15 protein-coding genes are annotated in these 15,650 nt (G+C 64.0%); 8 read left to right on the forward strand and 7 right to left on the reverse strand.

All coding sequences use genetic code 11. The features are described 5' to 3' along the window. Positions 1-30 precede the first annotated feature (30 nt). Genes lpxD through ACXYMN_RS11355 form a run of 3 tightly spaced genes read left to right on the forward strand, consistent with a single transcriptional unit; the run spans position 31 to position 2,626 of the window. A complete protein-coding gene (gene lpxD / locus ACXYMN_RS11345) occupies positions 31-1,122 on the forward strand; it encodes a UDP-3-O-(3-hydroxymyristoyl)glucosamine N-acyltransferase (protein WP_459013745.1) in 1,092 nt (363 codons plus the stop codon). A 38-nt stretch (positions 1,123-1,160) separates the two neighbouring features. Then, the gene (locus ACXYMN_RS11350) at positions 1,161-1,421 is read left to right on the forward strand and encodes an acyl carrier protein (RefSeq protein WP_459013746.1); all 261 of its coding nucleotides are present in this window, start codon (positions 1,161-1,163) and stop codon (positions 1,419-1,421) included. Further along, on the forward strand, positions 1,418-2,626 hold the full coding sequence (locus ACXYMN_RS11355) for a beta-ketoacyl-[acyl-carrier-protein] synthase family protein (RefSeq protein ID WP_459013747.1): 1,209 nt from the start codon (positions 1,418-1,420) through the stop codon (positions 2,624-2,626). Before ACXYMN_RS11350 ends, ACXYMN_RS11355 begins: the two co-directional genes overlap by 4 nt. Before the next feature lie 147 nt (positions 2,627-2,773). Here ACXYMN_RS11355 and mnmA read toward each other — a convergent pair whose 3' ends face one another. Next, positions 2,774-3,916, reverse strand: a complete 1,143-nt coding sequence (gene mnmA / locus ACXYMN_RS11360) for a tRNA 2-thiouridine(34) synthase MnmA (RefSeq protein WP_459013748.1) — start codon at positions 3,914-3,916, stop codon at positions 2,774-2,776. 142 nt (positions 3,917-4,058) lie between these two features. On the opposite strand from mnmA, the gene sciP reads away from it, so the two are divergent. The 4 genes from sciP (at position 4,059) to recG (ending at position 9,480) form a co-directional block, all read left to right on the forward strand. Then, positions 4,059-4,337: a CtrA inhibitor SciP gene (gene sciP, locus ACXYMN_RS11365; protein ID WP_459013749.1), complete on the forward strand. Its 279-nt coding sequence runs from the start codon at positions 4,059-4,061 to the stop codon at positions 4,335-4,337. Between the two features lie 96 nt (positions 4,338-4,433). Next, positions 4,434-5,150, forward strand: coding sequence for a response regulator transcription factor CtrA (ctrA, locus tag ACXYMN_RS11370; protein WP_459013750.1), 717 nt, complete (start codon positions 4,434-4,436; stop codon positions 5,148-5,150). Positions 5,151-5,257: 107 nt separating this feature from the next. Next, positions 5,258-7,393: an NAD-dependent DNA ligase LigA gene (gene ligA / locus ACXYMN_RS11375; protein ID WP_459013751.1), complete on the forward strand. Its 2,136-nt coding sequence runs from the start codon at positions 5,258-5,260 to the stop codon at positions 7,391-7,393. Continuing rightward, positions 7,390-9,480, forward strand: coding sequence for an ATP-dependent DNA helicase RecG (gene recG, locus ACXYMN_RS11380; RefSeq protein ID WP_459013752.1), 2,091 nt, complete (start codon positions 7,390-7,392; stop codon positions 9,478-9,480). The genes ligA and recG overlap by 4 nt, the downstream gene beginning before the upstream one ends. 512 nt (positions 9,481-9,992) lie before the next feature. Here the strand turns inward: recG and ACXYMN_RS11385 are convergent. Then, the gene (locus ACXYMN_RS11385) at positions 9,993-11,405 is read right to left on the reverse strand and encodes a methyl-accepting chemotaxis protein (RefSeq protein WP_459013753.1); all 1,413 of its coding nucleotides are present in this window, start codon (positions 11,403-11,405) and stop codon (positions 9,993-9,995) included. A 57-nt stretch (positions 11,406-11,462) separates the two neighbouring features. Next, entirely contained in the window at positions 11,463-11,915 is a 453-nt protein-coding gene (locus tag ACXYMN_RS11390; protein WP_459013754.1) for an iron-sulfur cluster assembly scaffold protein, read from the reverse strand. 68 nt (positions 11,916-11,983) lie between these two features. On the opposite strand from ACXYMN_RS11390, the gene hisI reads away from it, so the two are divergent. Beyond that, positions 11,984-12,346 (forward strand): phosphoribosyl-AMP cyclohydrolase, encoded by a 363-nt coding sequence (gene hisI, locus ACXYMN_RS11395; RefSeq protein WP_459013756.1) that lies wholly within the window; start codon positions 11,984-11,986, stop codon positions 12,344-12,346. A gap of 10 nt (positions 12,347-12,356) precedes the next feature. Here hisI and gluQRS read toward each other — a convergent pair whose 3' ends face one another. Genes gluQRS through ACXYMN_RS11415 form a run of 4 tightly spaced genes read right to left on the reverse strand, consistent with a single transcriptional unit; the run spans position 12,357 to position 15,645 of the window. After that, positions 12,357-13,217 (reverse strand): tRNA glutamyl-Q(34) synthetase GluQRS, encoded by an 861-nt coding sequence (gene gluQRS / locus ACXYMN_RS11400; protein ID WP_459013757.1) that lies wholly within the window; start codon positions 13,215-13,217, stop codon positions 12,357-12,359. Between the two features lie 5 nt (positions 13,218-13,222). Beyond that, positions 13,223-13,426 (reverse strand): hypothetical protein, encoded by a 204-nt coding sequence (locus ACXYMN_RS11405; protein ID WP_459013758.1) that lies wholly within the window; start codon positions 13,424-13,426, stop codon positions 13,223-13,225. Positions 13,427-13,430: 4 nt separating this feature from the next. Next, positions 13,431-14,816, reverse strand: a complete 1,386-nt coding sequence (trmFO, locus tag ACXYMN_RS11410; RefSeq protein ID WP_459013759.1) for a methylenetetrahydrofolate--tRNA-(uracil(54)-C(5))-methyltransferase (FADH(2)-oxidizing) TrmFO — start codon at positions 14,814-14,816, stop codon at positions 13,431-13,433. 31 nt (positions 14,817-14,847) lie between these two features. Beyond that, positions 14,848-15,645: an enoyl-CoA hydratase gene (locus tag ACXYMN_RS11415; RefSeq protein ID WP_459013761.1), complete on the reverse strand. Its 798-nt coding sequence runs from the start codon at positions 15,643-15,645 to the stop codon at positions 14,848-14,850. Between the last annotated feature and the right edge of the window lie 5 nt (positions 15,646-15,650).

Raw genomic sequence — 15,650 nt, forward strand, 5'->3', positions numbered from 1 at the left:
CACTCCGGGCGAGCCTGCCCGGAGGAGCCCATGCGCCACACCATCGACGATATCGCCCGCGCCCTTGGCCTTGTCGCCATGGGCGATGGCGCGATTACCGTGACCGGCGTGGCCGAGCCCGGCGATTGCCCGCCCGACCGGCTGGCCATCGCGCTCAGGCCCGATTACGCCGGGATGCTGGGGCAGGGGCAGGCGCAGGCGGCGCTGCTGTGGGACGGGGCGGACTGGCAGGGCATGGGGCTGAAGGCCGCGATCCTCGCCAAGCGGCCGCGCTTTGCGCTGGCGGGCGTCTCGGCGGCCTTCGATCCGGGGCAGGGCTACGGGGAAGGCATCCATGCCAGCGCGGCGATCGATCCCTCGGCCCGGCTGGCGCCTGATGTGGCGGTCGGCCCGTTCAGCGTCATCGGCGCGGATGTCGAGATCGGCGCGGGCGCGGTGATCGGCCCGCAGGTCTTCATCGGGCGCGGCGCGCGCATCGGGGCGGGCGCGCTGGTCCATGCCGGGGTGCGGATCGGCGCCGGCGTGCGCGCCGGTCGCAACCTGATCCTGCAGTTCAACGCTGCGATCGGGTCGGACGGGTTTTCCTTCGTCACGCCCGAGGTGTCCGGCGTCGAACGCGCGCGCGAAAGCCTCGGCGATCAGGGCGCGGCCGAGGCGCAGCCCTGGGCACGGATCCATTCGCTGGGCGCGGTCACGCTGGGCGACGATGTGGAGGTCGGGGCCAACAGCTCTGTCGACCGGGGGACCGTGCGCGACACGGTCGTAGGCGACGGCACCAAGATCGACAACAACGTGCAGGTGGGTCACAACGTGGTGATCGGTCGGCACTGTCTGTTATGCGGAATGGTGGGGATTGGCGGGTCGACCGTGATCGGCGATCACAGCGTCCTCGGCGGGCAATCGGGGGTGGGCGACAACCTCAGGATCGGGGCGCGGGTGATCCTCGGTGCCGGAACGCTGGCGCTGTCGAACGTGCCCGAGGGGCGGGTGATGATGGGCTATCCGGCGATGAAGATGGACAGCAACATCGAGGCCTACAAGGGCCTGCGGCGGCTGCCGCGGCTCTTCCGAGAGGTTGCGGAACTCAGGAAAGCGGTTTCAAAGCTCACCCGGAGCGACTAGATCGCGGGCAGGGTGCATCAGGCACGGAGAAGGCACAGATGGATGTGAAAACCAGGGTGATCGAGATCCTTGCCGAGCAGGCCGTGCTCGAGCCATCGGATGTCGGGATGGACATGACGCTCGCCGATCTGGGCATCGATTCCATGGCGCTGGTGGAATCGATCTTCACCATCGAGGAGGCGTTCGACATCTCGGTGCCATTCAACGCCAACGATCCGGGCGAGGGGGGCTTCGACATCTCCTCCGTGGCGCGGATCGTGGCCGGGGTGGAGCGGCTGGTGGCCGAGCAGCACGCGTGAGACGCGTCGTCATCACCGGTGCAGGCACGATCAATGCGCTGGGTCATGACGTGCCCGCGACGCTCGAGGCGATGCGCGAGGGACGCTCGGGCATCGGTCTGCTCGATATCCGCGACAAGGACCGCCTGTCGATCCGGATCGGCGGGCAGGTCACCGGCTATGCCGCCGAGGACAGTTTCAACCGCCAGCAGATCGCGTTGTACGATCGCTATACGCAATTCACCCTGCTGGCCGCCGCCGAGGCCATCGGGCAATCCGGGCTGACCTTCGAGGGCGAACTTGCGGCGCGGTCGGGCGTCGTGCTGGGCACCTCGGGCGGCGGATTGACGACCCAGGACGACAATTACCGCGCGGTCTACGAAGAGGGCAAGAACCGGGTGCATCCCTTCATCGTGCCCAAGCTGATGAACAACGCCGCCTGCAGCCACGTGTCGATGCAATACAACATCAAGGGCCCCAGCTTTACCGTCGCCTCGGCCTGCGCCTCGTCCAATCACGCGATGGGGCAGGCGTTCTGGTTCGTGCGCGCGGGCATCGCCCCGGTGATGGTCACCGGCGGGTCTGAATCGATGTTGTGCTTTGGCGGCATCAAGGCGTGGGAGGGGCTGCGCGTGATGTCGAAAGACGGCTGCAGGCCCTTCTCGGCCAATCGCAACGGCATGGTTCAGGGCGAGGGCGCGGGGATCTTCGTGTTCGAGGATTATGACCATGCGCGCGCCCGCGGTGCCGAGATCCTCGCCGAGGTGGTGGGGGCTGCGATGACCTCGGACGCGGCGGACATCGTCATGCCGTCCAAGCAGGGCGCGGCAAGGGCGATGCGCGGGGCCCTGGGCGATGCCGGACTGGCGCCCGAGGCGGTGGGTTACATCAACGCCCACGGCACCGGCACCGCGGCCAACGACAAGACCGAATGCGCCGCCGTGGCCGATGTCTTCGGGGCGCATGCGGACCGGTTGATGATCTCGTCCACCAAGTCGATGCACGGTCACGTCATCGGCGGCACCGGCGCGATCGAGCTTCTGGCCTGCATCATGGCGCTGCGGGACGGGGTGATCGCGCCGACGATCAATTATCAGGAACCCGATCCCGAATGCGCGCTCGATGTGGTGCCCAATGTCGCCCGGGAGGCCCGGGTCGATGCGGCGCTGTCGAACGCCTTCGCTTTTGGCGGGCTGAACGCGGTGCTGGCCCTCGCCGGGGTCTGATCACGCAACCGCTGCGGCGCGGACGCGCACCGTGATCGGGCGGCGTTTGCCCACGACAAGGGGGCGCTGCCCCCTCTTGGTCCGCAAGCGGACCAATTCACCCCCGGCGGTATTTGGAAAATGGAAAGATCCGGTGCCGGAGAGCGGTCAGTATCCGCGCCAGATCCAGCCGCCGCCGAGGATGCGGGAGCCTTCGGTCTGGTAGAAGACGCAGGCCTGCCCGGGCGAGACACCTTCTTCGGCGGTCAGAAGTTCGACCTTGGCTTCGGTGGCCGATATCGGGCGCAGGACCGCGTCGCGCGGCGGGCGGGTGGAGCGCACCTTCACCTGCACATGCCATTCCGGCTGGCTGTCGAAGGGCGCATCCCCCAGCCAGTTGATTTCGCGCACCGGAACGGTGCGGGTGGCGAGCATGTCCTTGGGGCCGACCACCACGCGCCTGGCATCGACATCGAGCTTGACGACGTAAAGCGGCTCGTCGAGGCCGCCGATGCCGAGGCCCCTGCGTTGGCCGATCGTGTAGTGGATCACGCCGCGATGGGTGCCGAGCACGCGGCCATCCGCATGCACGATCTCGCCCGGCTCGGCAGCGCCCGGGCGCAGCTTTTCGATGACGCTGGCGTAATTGCCGTCGGGCACGAAGCAGATGTCCTGACTGTCGGGCTTGTCGGCCACGGTCAGCCCGTATCGCGTCGCTAGGGCGCGGGTCGCGTCTTTTGACGGCAGGTGCCCCAGCGGGAAGCGCAGGTAGTCAAGCTGTTCGGGCGTGGTCGAGAACAGGAAATAGCTTTGGTCGCGATTGGCATCCGCGGCGCTGTGCAACTCCGGTCCCCGGGGGCCTATCTTGCGTTGAATGTAGTGCCCCGTGGCCATGCAATCGGCATCGAGGTCCTTCGCCGTCTCGAGCAGGTCCTTGAATTTCACCCGCTCGTTGCAGCGGATGCAGGGCACTGGCGTGGCCCCGCCAAGGTAGCTTTCGGCGAACTCGTCGATCACCGCGTCGCGGAAGATGTTTTCGTAATCCAGCACGTAATGCGGAAAGCCCATCTCTTCGGCGACGCGGCGGGCATCGTGGATGTCGACCCCGGCGCAGCAGGCCCCCTTCTTGGCCAGGGCCGCCCCATGGTCGTAGAGCTGCAATGTGACGCCGATCACATCATAACCTTCCTCGGCCAGCTGGGCTGCCACGACCGAGCTGTCGACGCCGCCGGACATGGCGACGACCACCCGCGTTTCCGAGGGTGGTTTGGCAAAGCCAAGCGAATTTGGTCGGGCCGCATCAAGGGGCATCGGGGTTCCGTCGCGCAAAGGGAATCTGTGTCATGGAATGGCGGAATATATGAAAATCCAAACTATTCTCAAGGGCGCGGTTCATGGGGTGTTAAGCGCGCGAGGGCCACGGTCCGGGCCGGAAGAACAAGGGACCAGGCTGATGTACCTCAAGAAGATCGACGGACCGCGCGCGGTCCGGTTGCCCGACGGCAGCAAAATGACGCGCGCGGACCTTCCGTCGGGGGATACCAAGCGCTGGGTTGCCTCGCGCAAGATGGCCGTGGTCAAGGCGGTTGTCTTCGGTCTGATCACCGAGGCACAGGCGCAGGACCTCTACGCGCTGTCCGCGGAGGAGTTGCAGGAATGGATCGGGGCGGCGCGCATGCATGGGCCAGAAGCGCTCAAGACGACAACACTGCAGAAATTTAGACAACTTTAGGTTGTAAGTGGTGAATATGCGGGTATCTTTAGGAGTGATTAACTCTTTTCCTTTCAGATTGGGCATGACCTGGGCTGCTCAATCGGAGACACCTCCATGCGTGTTCTACTCGTCGAAGACGACCTGACGACGTCAAAGAGTATCGAAATGATGCTCACTCATGCCAACCTGAACGTCTATGCGACGGATATGGGTGAAGAAGGCGTCGATCTCGCGAAATTGTATGACTACGATCTCATCCTGCTTGATATCAATCTGCCGGATATCACCGGGCATGACGTGCTGCGACAACTGCGCACCGCGCGGATCAACACGCCGATCCTGATCCTGTCGGGGGATGATGACACCGAAAGCAAGTTGAAAAGCTTTGGCTTCGGTGCGGATGACTACCTGACGAAACCGTTTCATCGCGATGAACTTGTGGCGCGGATCCATGCGATCATCCGGCGGTCCAAGGGGCATTCGCAGTCGATCATCCGGACCGGCAAGATATCGGTCAACCTGGACGCCAAGACCGTCGAAGTGGGCGATGGGCAGGTGCATTTGACCGGCAAGGAATACCAGATGCTTGAACTGCTGAGCCTGCGCAAGGGCACGACCCTCACCAAGGAAATGTTCCTGAACCATCTTTATGGTGGCATGGACGAGCCCGAACTGAAGATCATCGATGTCTTCATCTGCAAGCTGCGCAAGAAGCTGACCGAAGCCACCGGCGAGCCCAGCTATATAGAAACGGTCTGGGGCCGCGGGTACGTATTGCGCGATCCCGAACCTGAAGTCAGCGAAGCAGGTCCGATCGCCATCGGCGCCTGAGCAAGGCTGCCCCGTCGGGGCCAACGGTCGCCCCGCCCTCCGGCACTGGACCCGGCTATCGTTGCGACCTATCACTTGGCCCATCGGGCATGAAGTGAGGCGCTGTGATGAGCGGGGAAACCGGCACCGAAGAAGTTGCAGTCGATGCGTTGACGCAAGCAGCGGCAGCCGCGGAACTCGCGCGTCTTGCGCAGCGACTGGCCACCGCCAACGACGACTATTACCTGCATGACGCGCCCACCCTGACCGATGCGGAATATGACCGGCTCAAGCGCCGCAATACCGACATCGAGGAACGGTTTCCGGAGCTCAAACGCGCCGACAGTCCCACCGAACAGGTCGGGGCCGCGCCCGCCGACGGTTTCGAGAAGGTCCGGCACCGGGTTCCCATGCTGTCGCTGTCGAACGCCTTTGATGACGACGATATCGCGGAGTTCGACAAGGGCGTGCGGCGCTATCTGGGTATCGGGTCCGAAACGGGGGTGCGCTACACCGCGGAACCCAAGATCGACGGTCTTTCGCTCAGCCTGCGCTATGAGAATGGCGCATTGATTCAGGCAGCCACTCGCGGCGACGGCACCGAGGGCGAGAACGTGACCGCCAATGCCCGGACAATTGCCGACATTCCCACGGAACTGTCCGATGCGCCCGACGTGCTCGAGGTGCGCGGCGAGGTCTACATGAGCCACGACGACTTCGCGGCCCTCAACGAACGCCAGGCCGCGCGCGGTGCCAAGCATTTCGCCAACCCGCGCAACGCGGCGGCGGGGTCCTTGCGACAGCTTGATGCCGCCGTCACGCGAGACCGACCCTTGCGTTTTTTTGCCTATGCCTGGGGCGAGATATCCGAGCCATTGGCGAATTCGCAAAGTTCTGCGATTGCCCGGCTGGCCAGGCTCGGGTTTCAGGTCAATCCGCTGACAGTAACCTGCGACGGCCCGGACGAGATGATCGCGCATTACGACCGTATCGAAGAAGCCCGCGCAACGCTTGGGTATGACATCGATGGCGTTGTCTACAAGGTCGACGATCTTGCGCTGCAGGCGCGGCTCGGGTTCCGCTCGACCACGCCGCGATGGGCCCTGGCGCACAAGTTTCCCGCGGAGCTGGCCTGGACGCGTCTTGAGGCCATCGATATTCAGGTGGGCCGCACCGGGGCCCTTTCGCCGGTTGCGCGGCTCACGCCGGTGACGGTCGGTGGCGTTGTGGTCTCGAACGCCACGCTTCACAACGAGGATTACATCGCCGGACGCGATGCGGACGGTGCGCCCATCCGTGGCGGCAAGGACATCCGCGAAGGCGATTGGGTTCAGGTCTACCGGGCCGGAGACGTGATTCCGAAAGTGGCGGATGTCGACTTGGCGAAACGCCCGGAAGACGCGAAAAAGTACACGTTTCCAAAGATTTGCCCAAGGTGTGGGTCGGCTGCCATTCGCGAGGAAGGCGATGCGGTCCGCCGCTGCACGGGCGGCCTTGTCTGCCCCGCGCAGGCCGTCGAAAAGCTCAAGCACTTTGTCGGTCGCGCCGCGTTCGACATCGAGGGGCTTGGCGCGAAGCAGGTCGAACAGTTCCATGCCGATGGCTGGATCGGGGAACCCGCCGATATCTTCGAGCTGAAATCGCGCTATGGCACCGGGATGCAACAGCTCAAGAACCGCGAAGGCTGGGGCGAAAAATCCGCGGAAAAGCTGTTCGCGGCAATCGATCAACGCAGGCGGATCCCGCTTGGTCGCCTGATCTTCGGTCTCGGAATTCGCCACGTCGGCGAGTCCGCATCAAATCTGCTCGCGCATCACTACGGCACATGGGACGCGTTCTCGACGGCAATGCGCGATGCCGCATCCGGTGACGGACCCGCCTGGGACGACCTCTTGGCGATCGACGGTGTCGGCAAGGTGCTCGCCGATTCCCTTGTGACCACCATGAACCAGGACGCGGAGCGTGCGTCGATCGACCGTCTCGTCGCCCATCTCGACGTCCAGGCCGCCACTCGCCCACGCACCGAAGGCAGCCCGGTCGCGGGCAAGACGGTCGTGTTCACCGGGACACTGGAAAAGATGACCCGCGCCGAGGCAAAGGCACGCGCCGAATCGCTGGGGGCCAAGGTATCAGGCTCGGTTTCGGCAAAGACCGACATCGTCGTCGCCGGGCCGGGGTCGGGTTCGAAAGAGAAAAAAGCCCGCGATCTCGGGGTCGAAATTCTGGATGAAGATGGCTGGCTTGCGCTGATCGGCGCCGCATGACCGGCCGTCCCGAGGCGCTTTTTCCGATCTTCGGGGACATCACCGCGCTGGATGGCGTCGGCCCGAAAACGGCGCAGGCGCTCACTGCCCTCGATGTTGAGACGCCGCGTGACCTGTTGTTTTTGCTGCCTCATTCAGGGATCGACAGGCAATTGCGCGCGACCATAAAGGGGGCCGACTTGCCCGCGACGCTGACTGTCGAGGTCGATATCGGACAACATCGCGCGCCGCGCAATCGCTCCGGGGCGTATCGCATCCAGGTCGAGGACAGTGCCACCAGCTTCGAGTTGGTTTTCTTTCGCGGTCGGTCCGACTACCTGCATTCGGTCTTGCCCACCGGTCAGCGCCGACTGGTGTCGGGGAGGGTGGAACTTTTCGACAATCGCGCCCAGATGGTCCACCCCGACCACATTCTGCTGCCGGATGAGGCGGCGTCCCTGCCGACGTTCGAGCCGGTCTATCCGCTGACGGCGGGGATTACGCAGAAAACCATGGCCAAGGCGGCAGCATCCGCGCTTGCCCGTGCGCCCGATCTGCCCGAATGGATCGATGCGGCGCAAAAGTCCCGGGCAGCTTGGCCCGACTGGCGCGCCGCCTTGATGGCCGCCCATAGGCCAGCGGCGGCCAGCGATCTTGCCGCGAATTCACCCATTCGCGAGCGGCTGGCTTATGATGAGTTCATGGCGCATCAATTGACCCTGGCCATTGCCCGCGCCGAGCGCCGCAAGCGGCGAGGTATCGAGACGCGCGGGACGGGGCAGCTGCGCGACCGGGTCCTGCACGCATTGCCTTACGCCTCGACCGGCGCGCAAACCCGCGCGATCGCCGAGATCGCAGCCGACATGGCCGCGCCGGAACGGATGAACCGGCTCCTGCAGGGCGATGTGGGGTCCGGCAAGACGCTGGTTGCATTCATGGCCCTGCTGATCGCGGTCGAATCGGGCGGCCAGGGGGTGATGATGGCGCCGACGGAAATCCTGGCGCGGCAGCACCTCGATGGCCTGCAGCCTCTGGCCGAAACTGCGGGTGTCGTGCTCGAAATCCTGACAGGCCGGGACAAGGGGCGCGAACGCGCGACCAAGCTCGCGGCGCTCGCCGGGGGCGACATCGATATTCTGGTCGGCACCCACGCGGTATTCCAGAAAGACATTGTCTTTCATGACCTTCGCATCGCCGTGGTCGATGAGCAGCATCGATTTGGCGTGAACCAACGCCTCGAACTGGGCGAAAAGGGACCCGCCGCGGATGTGCTGGTGATGACAGCGACGCCGATCCCGCGGTCGCTGTCTCTGGCGCAATATGGCGATATGGACGTCTCGATCCTTGATGAAAAGCCGCCCGGACGGAAACCCATTCGCACCGCGCTGGTATCGACCGAACGCATGGACGAGGTGGTGCAGCACTTGGCTCACGCCATTTCCGAAGGCCGCCAGGCCTATTGGGTCTGTCCGCTCGTCGATGAAAGCGAGGTCATCGACCTGACCGCTGCCGAAGATCGATTTCAACATCTGCGGGCTGCGTTGGGTGACGGAGTTGTCGGCCTTGTGCACGGCCAGATGCCCGCGGTCGAGAAAGACGCGGCGATGGCGCGGTTCGTTTCCGGACAGACGAAAGTACTGGTCGCAACCACGGTGATTGAAGTTGGCGTCAACGTTCCGAATGCGACCATCATCGTCATCGAGCGCGCCGAATGGTTCGGACTGGCGCAGTTGCATCAGCTTCGCGGGCGTGTCGGTCGCGGAGATGCGCAATCGACCTGCCTGTTGTTGTATCGCCCGCCGTTGAACGAAGGGGCCGAACGACGTCTGACAACCCTGCGGGAAACCGAAGACGGGTTTCGGATTGCCGAAGTTGACCTCGAAATGCGCGGTGCCGGCGATCTGATCGGGACGGCGCAGTCCGGGTTGCCACGGTTCCGCATTGCGAATGTCGAAACCCAAGCCGGTCTGATGAAGATCGCCCAGAGTGATGCCCGGCGGCTGTTGCAGGATGATCCGGGGCTGAAATCCGCGCGCGGAAATGCCGCCCGGATCTTGCTTTGGCTCATGCGACAGGATCAGGCAATCAGGCTGATCCAGGTCGGATAAGGCCTTTCGTTCCGACGTGTTCACGAATGTTCTTAAAAAGTTCTTTACACACCCCTCCAGATATGAGAACAAAAGGACAACACTCAGGAGAAAACGCATCATGTTCAACCAGATCAAGACCACGATACACCGCTCGCAGGAAACCTTGTGGGCGGATGCGCTTGGCGCGATGGGTTTGATCGTATTGCTCGTGGCCGGGCTTCACCTGGGATCCTGATTTCTGTTTCTGCCTGCGTAGCTTGTGCCGGACGCCGCTCGATCTGCATCGCCTGTTCCCTTTGATGCATCGCGACTGACACTGCCTGTCCCCATTGTGAGCGAGATTGGCGCGCCCGGACATGCACAAGACACGCCACTTGCCGCCATGCCTCCCCAAGGCATGGCGGTTTTTTTTCGACCCGGTGCGCGAATGCGTGCGGTCCGCCAAGAGCGTTTCCAACGCTGACCGCGCGACAAGGGCCAGCGCTGTTTTTCCGCGATGACAGAATCAGGGAAAACGGGGTCTGCAAGCATCATGTTGTGAGTTCATAGGCCAGACGAACACCACCCCAATGGCGTCCCTGGACAAAGATCGGCGCCGACAGGTCTTTCATCATCCGGAAGTCGCCACCGCCCATGTCCCGGCGATAGATCTGCAGAAGGAACGGTTCCGTGCTTTGCCCCGCTTTCAGGCCGACGCGGTCGTCGAACACCCGCCGGTTTCGGCAATGTGCCGCATTCCAGACCGGGTCTGCGCCTTGCGGTTTGGCAAACTTGTGGTTGTGGGTCGGCAAATATCCGTTGCGATCGACGGCGGCGCAGAAAACGATGCGGGAATCGTTTTCCAGCACGGGTTCCTGCAACGGCGGCAGGACCCTGTCGGTGAAGGCTGTGAACCGGGTCATCACCTGCACCGGCGATGACCCGGCAATCGGTTCGTAGGTTTCATCGAACAGATCGCCCAGCGCAATCTGCCCGTCCGTCACCGCGGCATCGAACACTTGCGAGATGCGGCCGGCAAGATCCTGAACCATGAGGATCATCGGGGAATCCGCGCCACTGCCGCCAAGGCACACGACATCCTGAAGGATGGTTTCGGAAGTATCGATCAGACACTCCGTACGATTGCGCGCCTCCAGCACGCCGCCGCTGACGTTTTGCATGAAGCGTGCCACGTTCGAGATGGCCGGCAGCAGATCCTCGGTGGTGGATTTCGCGGATGCGACTTCACCTTGGGTCTTGTGCGTCTCATCGCGCAACTGTCTTACGCGATCCCCGATTTCGGTCAGGGCGGCATCGCTGTCCTCGACCTGATCGAGCAGCATTTCGGCCTTTGACGCGGTTGCGCGCGCGCCGTCCTGCAAGTGCGCGATCCAGTCCGACATCTGCTGGATGGTCGTCGATATCTGTTGGGCAGCCGCGCGGGTCTTGTGGCTGAGATCGTTGATCGCTTCGGCCACGATGGCAAAGCCTTTCCCGGCATCGCCCGCCCGTGCGGCTTCGATCTTGGCGTTCATCGCAAGGATGTTGACCTGCGATGCGATGGAGGCGATCTCGCCGTTGGATTTGCGAACCGCGATCAGCATGCCGTCCACATCTTCGCTGCCGGAATGAACGTCGCGGACCCAGGTCGCCAAGCCATGTGACAACTGCCCGGAATCCGTCACCATCTTGATCGAGCCCTGCACCCTGCCAAGCGCCGTGTCGGCCATCTCGCGGGTTTGCGTGGTCGTTTCGATGGCCGCGCGCACGGCGCTGTTCATCCGGTCGCTGCCGCGCTTGAGATCGTTCAGCGCCGACCCTTGTGCGACACATTCATCGGTCAACGCTTGCAGAAAGCCCTCGACCTCCACATTGCGGCGCCCCAGTTCGGTGGCATCTTCCACAATCCGGGCCAGGCGCGCTGCCACATCCGCGCTGTCGGATTGCAAGATTTCGTGACGCATTCGATCCTCCGGCCAACCTCTGCCGGACGATCTTGCGCGCGATGTGGAAAGATTCGGTTAAGCGGTCTGCTGGGCCCGCGCGATTTCCATCGCCTCGACGGCTGCATCAAGCGCCAAGAGGATAGAGGCATGCCGGTTCTTGTAGGCCGCGGCGGGACGCAGCACCTCAAGACCGTCGAAGGGCGCCCGCGGCGTCGGCCCGTCCGCCTTCAGCATCTCGCGCAGCGCGTCGCGCGCGGCGGCAATCTCGGCTCCGTCGCAGCCGACGATGGCGCCCCCGACAATCGAGGCCGCGGCCTGGCCAAGCGCGCAGGCCTTCACATCCTGGCCGTAATCCGCGACCCGGCCATCCTTGACCGCGATGTCGACCGTCACCGTCGAGCCACACAAAGGCGAGCGTTTGCGAACCGTCGCGTCCGGTGCATCGAGCCGCGCCGTGCGCGGAATATCCGCCGCCAGCGCCAGAATGCGGTCGGAATACAACTTGATCAGGTCCTGTTCGGCCGACATGGCTTTCCCTTTCTGTCTCGGCTTCATAAATAGGCGCTCTGACGCCCGGTGCAAAAAGGTTTCTCGCCATGAGCTTCGATCCCGCGACTTTGGTCTATGATCAGAACGGGCTGTTGCCCGCGATTGCACAGGATGCGGCAACCGGCGAGGTCTTGATGCTGGCGTGGATGAACGCGGACGCTGTTGCCAAAACGCTTGAAACACGTCGCGTAACCTATTGGTCAAGATCAAGAAAGCAATTCTGGATCAAGGGCGAGACCTCTGGTCACCTGCAGGAGCTGGTCGAGATGCGGGTGGATTGCGACCGGGATTGCCTGCTGCTTCGGGTGCGACAAACCGGCCCGGCCTGCCACACCAATCGGCGCAGCTGTTTCTACACCGGCGTGGAATGCGGTCGCGAGGTTGAACTTATGACGCCGATATCCGACTGAAATCAGAAGGTTACAGGCCGATCTTGCGGCGGATATCCGCAGCACTCACGCCATCGTCGCGATAGGTTCTGAGGGCCCGGGCATCGTCGCGTTTTGCCAACCGTTTCCCGTTTTCGTCGCGGATCAGCCGGTGATGGTGATAGCGCGGCGTCGCAAGCCCCAAAAGCCCTTGCAACAGCACGTGAATGGGCGTCGCTTCGAACAGGTCCTCGCCGCGCACCACATGGCTGATCTGTTGTGCCGCATCGTCCACCACCACCGCCAGATGATACGATGTGCCCATGTCCCGGCGCGCCAGAACCACGTCGCCGACGCCACCGATCAGCGTGTCGCCCGCAACCTTCAGCGCCCCGGTTTCCCCGCCGGGGCCGCGACCGTCTTCAACGAAGGACAGGGGTGCCTTCACGACCGACACCGCCCGCGCGACATCAAGGCGCAGCGGTGTGTCCAGCGGCATCCTGCCCTGCGGCGGATGGCTGGGCCGACAGGTGCCCGGGTAGACAACGCCATCCGGTCCGATGGTCGGCGCGGCCCCTTCCTGCGGCGCCGATACGGCGTCCTGGATGTCGCGCCTGCTGCATGAACACGGGTAGATAAGACCTTGGTTCCAAAGTCTTTCAAGCGCTTCACGATAGGCGGGCAAGCGGTCGGACTGGCGCCACGGATCCGGTTCCCAATCCAGTCCGAGCCAGCGCAAATCCTCGAGGATCAGGGCTTCCCATTCGGGCCGGGCACGGCTGCGGTCAATGTCCTCAAAGCGCAGTACGAAGTTGCCGCCCGCAGCGCGCGCAAGGTCATGGGCCAGAATCGCGGAATAGGCATGGCCGAGGTGCAGCGGGCCGGTGGGCGACGGCGCAAAGCGGGTGCGCACCGGGGTCAATCGTCGCGGCGACGGGCGCGGCGATCCTCGCGGCTTTGATAGATCAGGATCCAGGCGAGCAGGATGAACATCGGATGGGTCAGGCCGCCACTGAAGACGATCGCGGGCACCCAGATGATGAAGACCACCAGCGACGTGATGATCCGACCGGTCAGCAGGATCGACAGCGGTGGCAGAAAAAGCGCGAGAACGTAGTTCATGATGTCACTCCGCAGCGGCGGCGTGCCGTGCCGCCTGATCAGACAACCAACCGTCCCATGCCGCCTTGGCGCGGTCGGTATAGGCCTTGTAGCGGTCACGCCGACCGCGACGGCCACCCTTGACGCCCTCGAGCGGTCGGAACAGACCGAAATTGACGTTCATCGGCTGGAAGGTCTTGGCATCGGCACCGCCGGTGATGTGGTGAACAAGCGCGCCATGGGCCGTATCCTGCGGCACCACTGCCAGGTCGCGGCCAAGCATCTCTGCCGCCGCCATGCGCCCCGCCAGCAGTCCCATGGCCGCGCTTTCGACATAGCCCTCAACCCCGGTGATCTGACCGGCAAAGCGGATATTCGGCTGCGATTTCAGTCGCATCTGGTTGTCCAGCAAGGTCGGCGAATTGAGGAACGTGTTGCGGTGAATACCGCCCAGCCGGGCAAAGCGGGCCGATTCCAGCCCGGGGATCATGCGCAGCACCTCTTTTTGCGCGCCGTATTTCATCTTGGTCTGGAAGCCGACGATATTGTACAGCGTTCCCAACGCGTTATCGCGCCGCAACTGCACCACCGCATGGGCCTTGACCTCGGGCATGTGCGGGTTCGTCAGGCCGACCGGCTTCATCGGGCCGTGGCGCAGGGTTTCGCGGCCCCGCTCTGCCATCACCTCGATCGGCAGGCAGCCGTCGAAATAGGGCGTCGCGTTCGGAGAGGACTCGGCCTCGCCCGCGTGAAACTCGGTCTTGTCGGCGGCGATCAACGCGTCGATGAACGCCTCGTAGGTGGCCTTGTCCATGGGGCAGTTCAGATAGGCGCGCTGCTCTTCTTCGGTCTCGCCCTTGTCATAGCGTGACTGCATCCACGCCTTCGACATGTCGATGCTGTCCGCATGGACGATAGGCGCGATGGCGTCGAAAAACGCCAGGCTTTCGGCCCCGGTGGCCGCCGCGATGGCCGCGCCAAGACCTTCGGATGTCAGCGGCCCGGTGGCGATGATCCACTGGCCCCGATCCGGCAGCTCGGTCACTTCCTCGTGGCTCACCTCGATGTCCGGGTGGGCCCGGATGGCGGCGGTGATCTGCTCGGAAAACGCCTCCCGGTCGACGGCCAGCGCGCCGCCTGCTGGCAGTTTGTTCTCGTAAGCCGTTGAAATCACAAGACCGCCAGCAGCCTTCATCTCCCAGTGCAGAAGCCCCACGGCGTTCTGCTCATGGTCGTCCGAGCGGAAGGAATTGGAACACACCATCTCGCCCAGCTTGCCGGTCTTGTGGGCGAAGGTCTCGACCTTGGGGCGCATTTCGTGGATCACCACGCGCACGCCAAGGTTGGCGGCCTGCCACGCGGCCTCGGATCCGGCCATGCCGCCGCCGACGATATGCAATGTCTCTGTCATGCGGGCCAGATAGTCATTCCGGGGGCGCTTGTCACGGGTCCTTGGCCTGCGACCAGGTCGGGGCGCGCTTTTCGAGGAAGGCGTTGATGCCTTCTTCGGTGTCGCGATCGAGCGCGTTTTCCACCATCACGTCGCGGGTCAGGGCGTAGGCATCCGCAAGACCCAGTTCGAGCTGGGCATAGAAGGCCTGCTTGCCGATCCGCACCGCCGATCCAAGCTTGCCCGCCACGGTCTGCGCCAGCGCGTCGGTTTCGACCGACAGCTGGTCCTCGGGCACGACCCGGTTCACCAGACCCAGCGATTGCGCCCGATCCGCCGCGATGAACGCGCCGGTGGTCAGCATCTCGAAGGCCTGCTTGCGCGGCACGTTGCGCGACAAGGCCACCATTGGCGTCGAACAGAACAGCCCGATATTCACGCCGTTGACGCCAAACCGCGCGGTATCGGCGGCGACGGCCATATCGCAGCTGGCGACAAGCTGGCATCCGGCTGCGGTGGCCAGGCCGTGGACCTGCGCGATCACCGGCTGGGGCAGGTGCTGGAGGCCCTGCATCATCGCCGAGCAGCGGTCGAACAGATCGCGGAAGGCCGCGCGCCCACCATCGTCGGTTGCCCGCGCCGCGGTCATTTCCTTCAGGTCGTGCCCGGCACAGAACGCCCGCCCGGCACCCTTGATGACGACCACCCGGATCGTGCGGTCCCGGGCCAGCCGCGCGATCTCGTCGCCGAGCGCCGCCAGCATGGCGTCCGACAGCGGGTTCAGCGCCTCTGGCCGGTTCAGCGTCAGGTGCGCCACGGCGCCGGTGTCGTTACGTAACAGATGCGCCATCTTGC

The organism is Roseivivax sp. CAU 1753, from assembly GCF_054482575.1.

What these genes read in the sequence shown, in the direction of transcription:
- ligA (WP_459013751.1), top strand. Translation starts at nt 5,258, where the DNA reads ATGAGCGGGGAAACCGGCACCGAAGAAGTTGCAGTCGATGCGTTGACG.
- ACXYMN_RS11350 (WP_459013746.1), top strand. Translation starts at nt 1,161, where the DNA reads ATGGATGTGAAAACCAGGGTGATCGAGATCCTTGCCGAGCAGGCCGTG.
- lpxD (WP_459013745.1), top strand. Translation starts at nt 31, where the DNA reads ATGCGCCACACCATCGACGATATCGCCCGCGCCCTTGGCCTTGTCGCC.
- ACXYMN_RS11390 (WP_459013754.1), bottom strand. Translation starts at nt 11,915, where the DNA reads ATGTCGGCCGAACAGGACCTGATCAAGTTGTATTCCGACCGCATTCTG.
- trmFO (WP_459013759.1), bottom strand. Translation starts at nt 14,816, where the DNA reads ATGACAGAGACATTGCATATCGTCGGCGGCGGCATGGCCGGATCCGAG.
- ACXYMN_RS11405 (WP_459013758.1), bottom strand. Translation starts at nt 13,426, where the DNA reads ATGAACTACGTTCTCGCGCTTTTTCTGCCACCGCTGTCGATCCTGCTG.
- ACXYMN_RS11385 (WP_459013753.1), bottom strand. Translation starts at nt 11,405, where the DNA reads ATGCGTCACGAAATCTTGCAATCCGACAGCGCGGATGTGGCAGCGCGC.
- ctrA (WP_459013750.1), top strand. Translation starts at nt 4,434, where the DNA reads ATGCGTGTTCTACTCGTCGAAGACGACCTGACGACGTCAAAGAGTATC.
- recG (WP_459013752.1), top strand. Translation starts at nt 7,390, where the DNA reads ATGACCGGCCGTCCCGAGGCGCTTTTTCCGATCTTCGGGGACATCACC.
- mnmA (WP_459013748.1), bottom strand. Translation starts at nt 3,916, where the DNA reads ATGCCCCTTGATGCGGCCCGACCAAATTCGCTTGGCTTTGCCAAACCA.
- hisI (WP_459013756.1), top strand. Translation starts at nt 11,984, where the DNA reads ATGAGCTTCGATCCCGCGACTTTGGTCTATGATCAGAACGGGCTGTTG.
- ACXYMN_RS11415 (WP_459013761.1), bottom strand. Translation starts at nt 15,645, where the DNA reads ATGGCGCATCTGTTACGTAACGACACCGGCGCCGTGGCGCACCTGACG.
- sciP (WP_459013749.1), top strand. Translation starts at nt 4,059, where the DNA reads ATGTACCTCAAGAAGATCGACGGACCGCGCGCGGTCCGGTTGCCCGAC.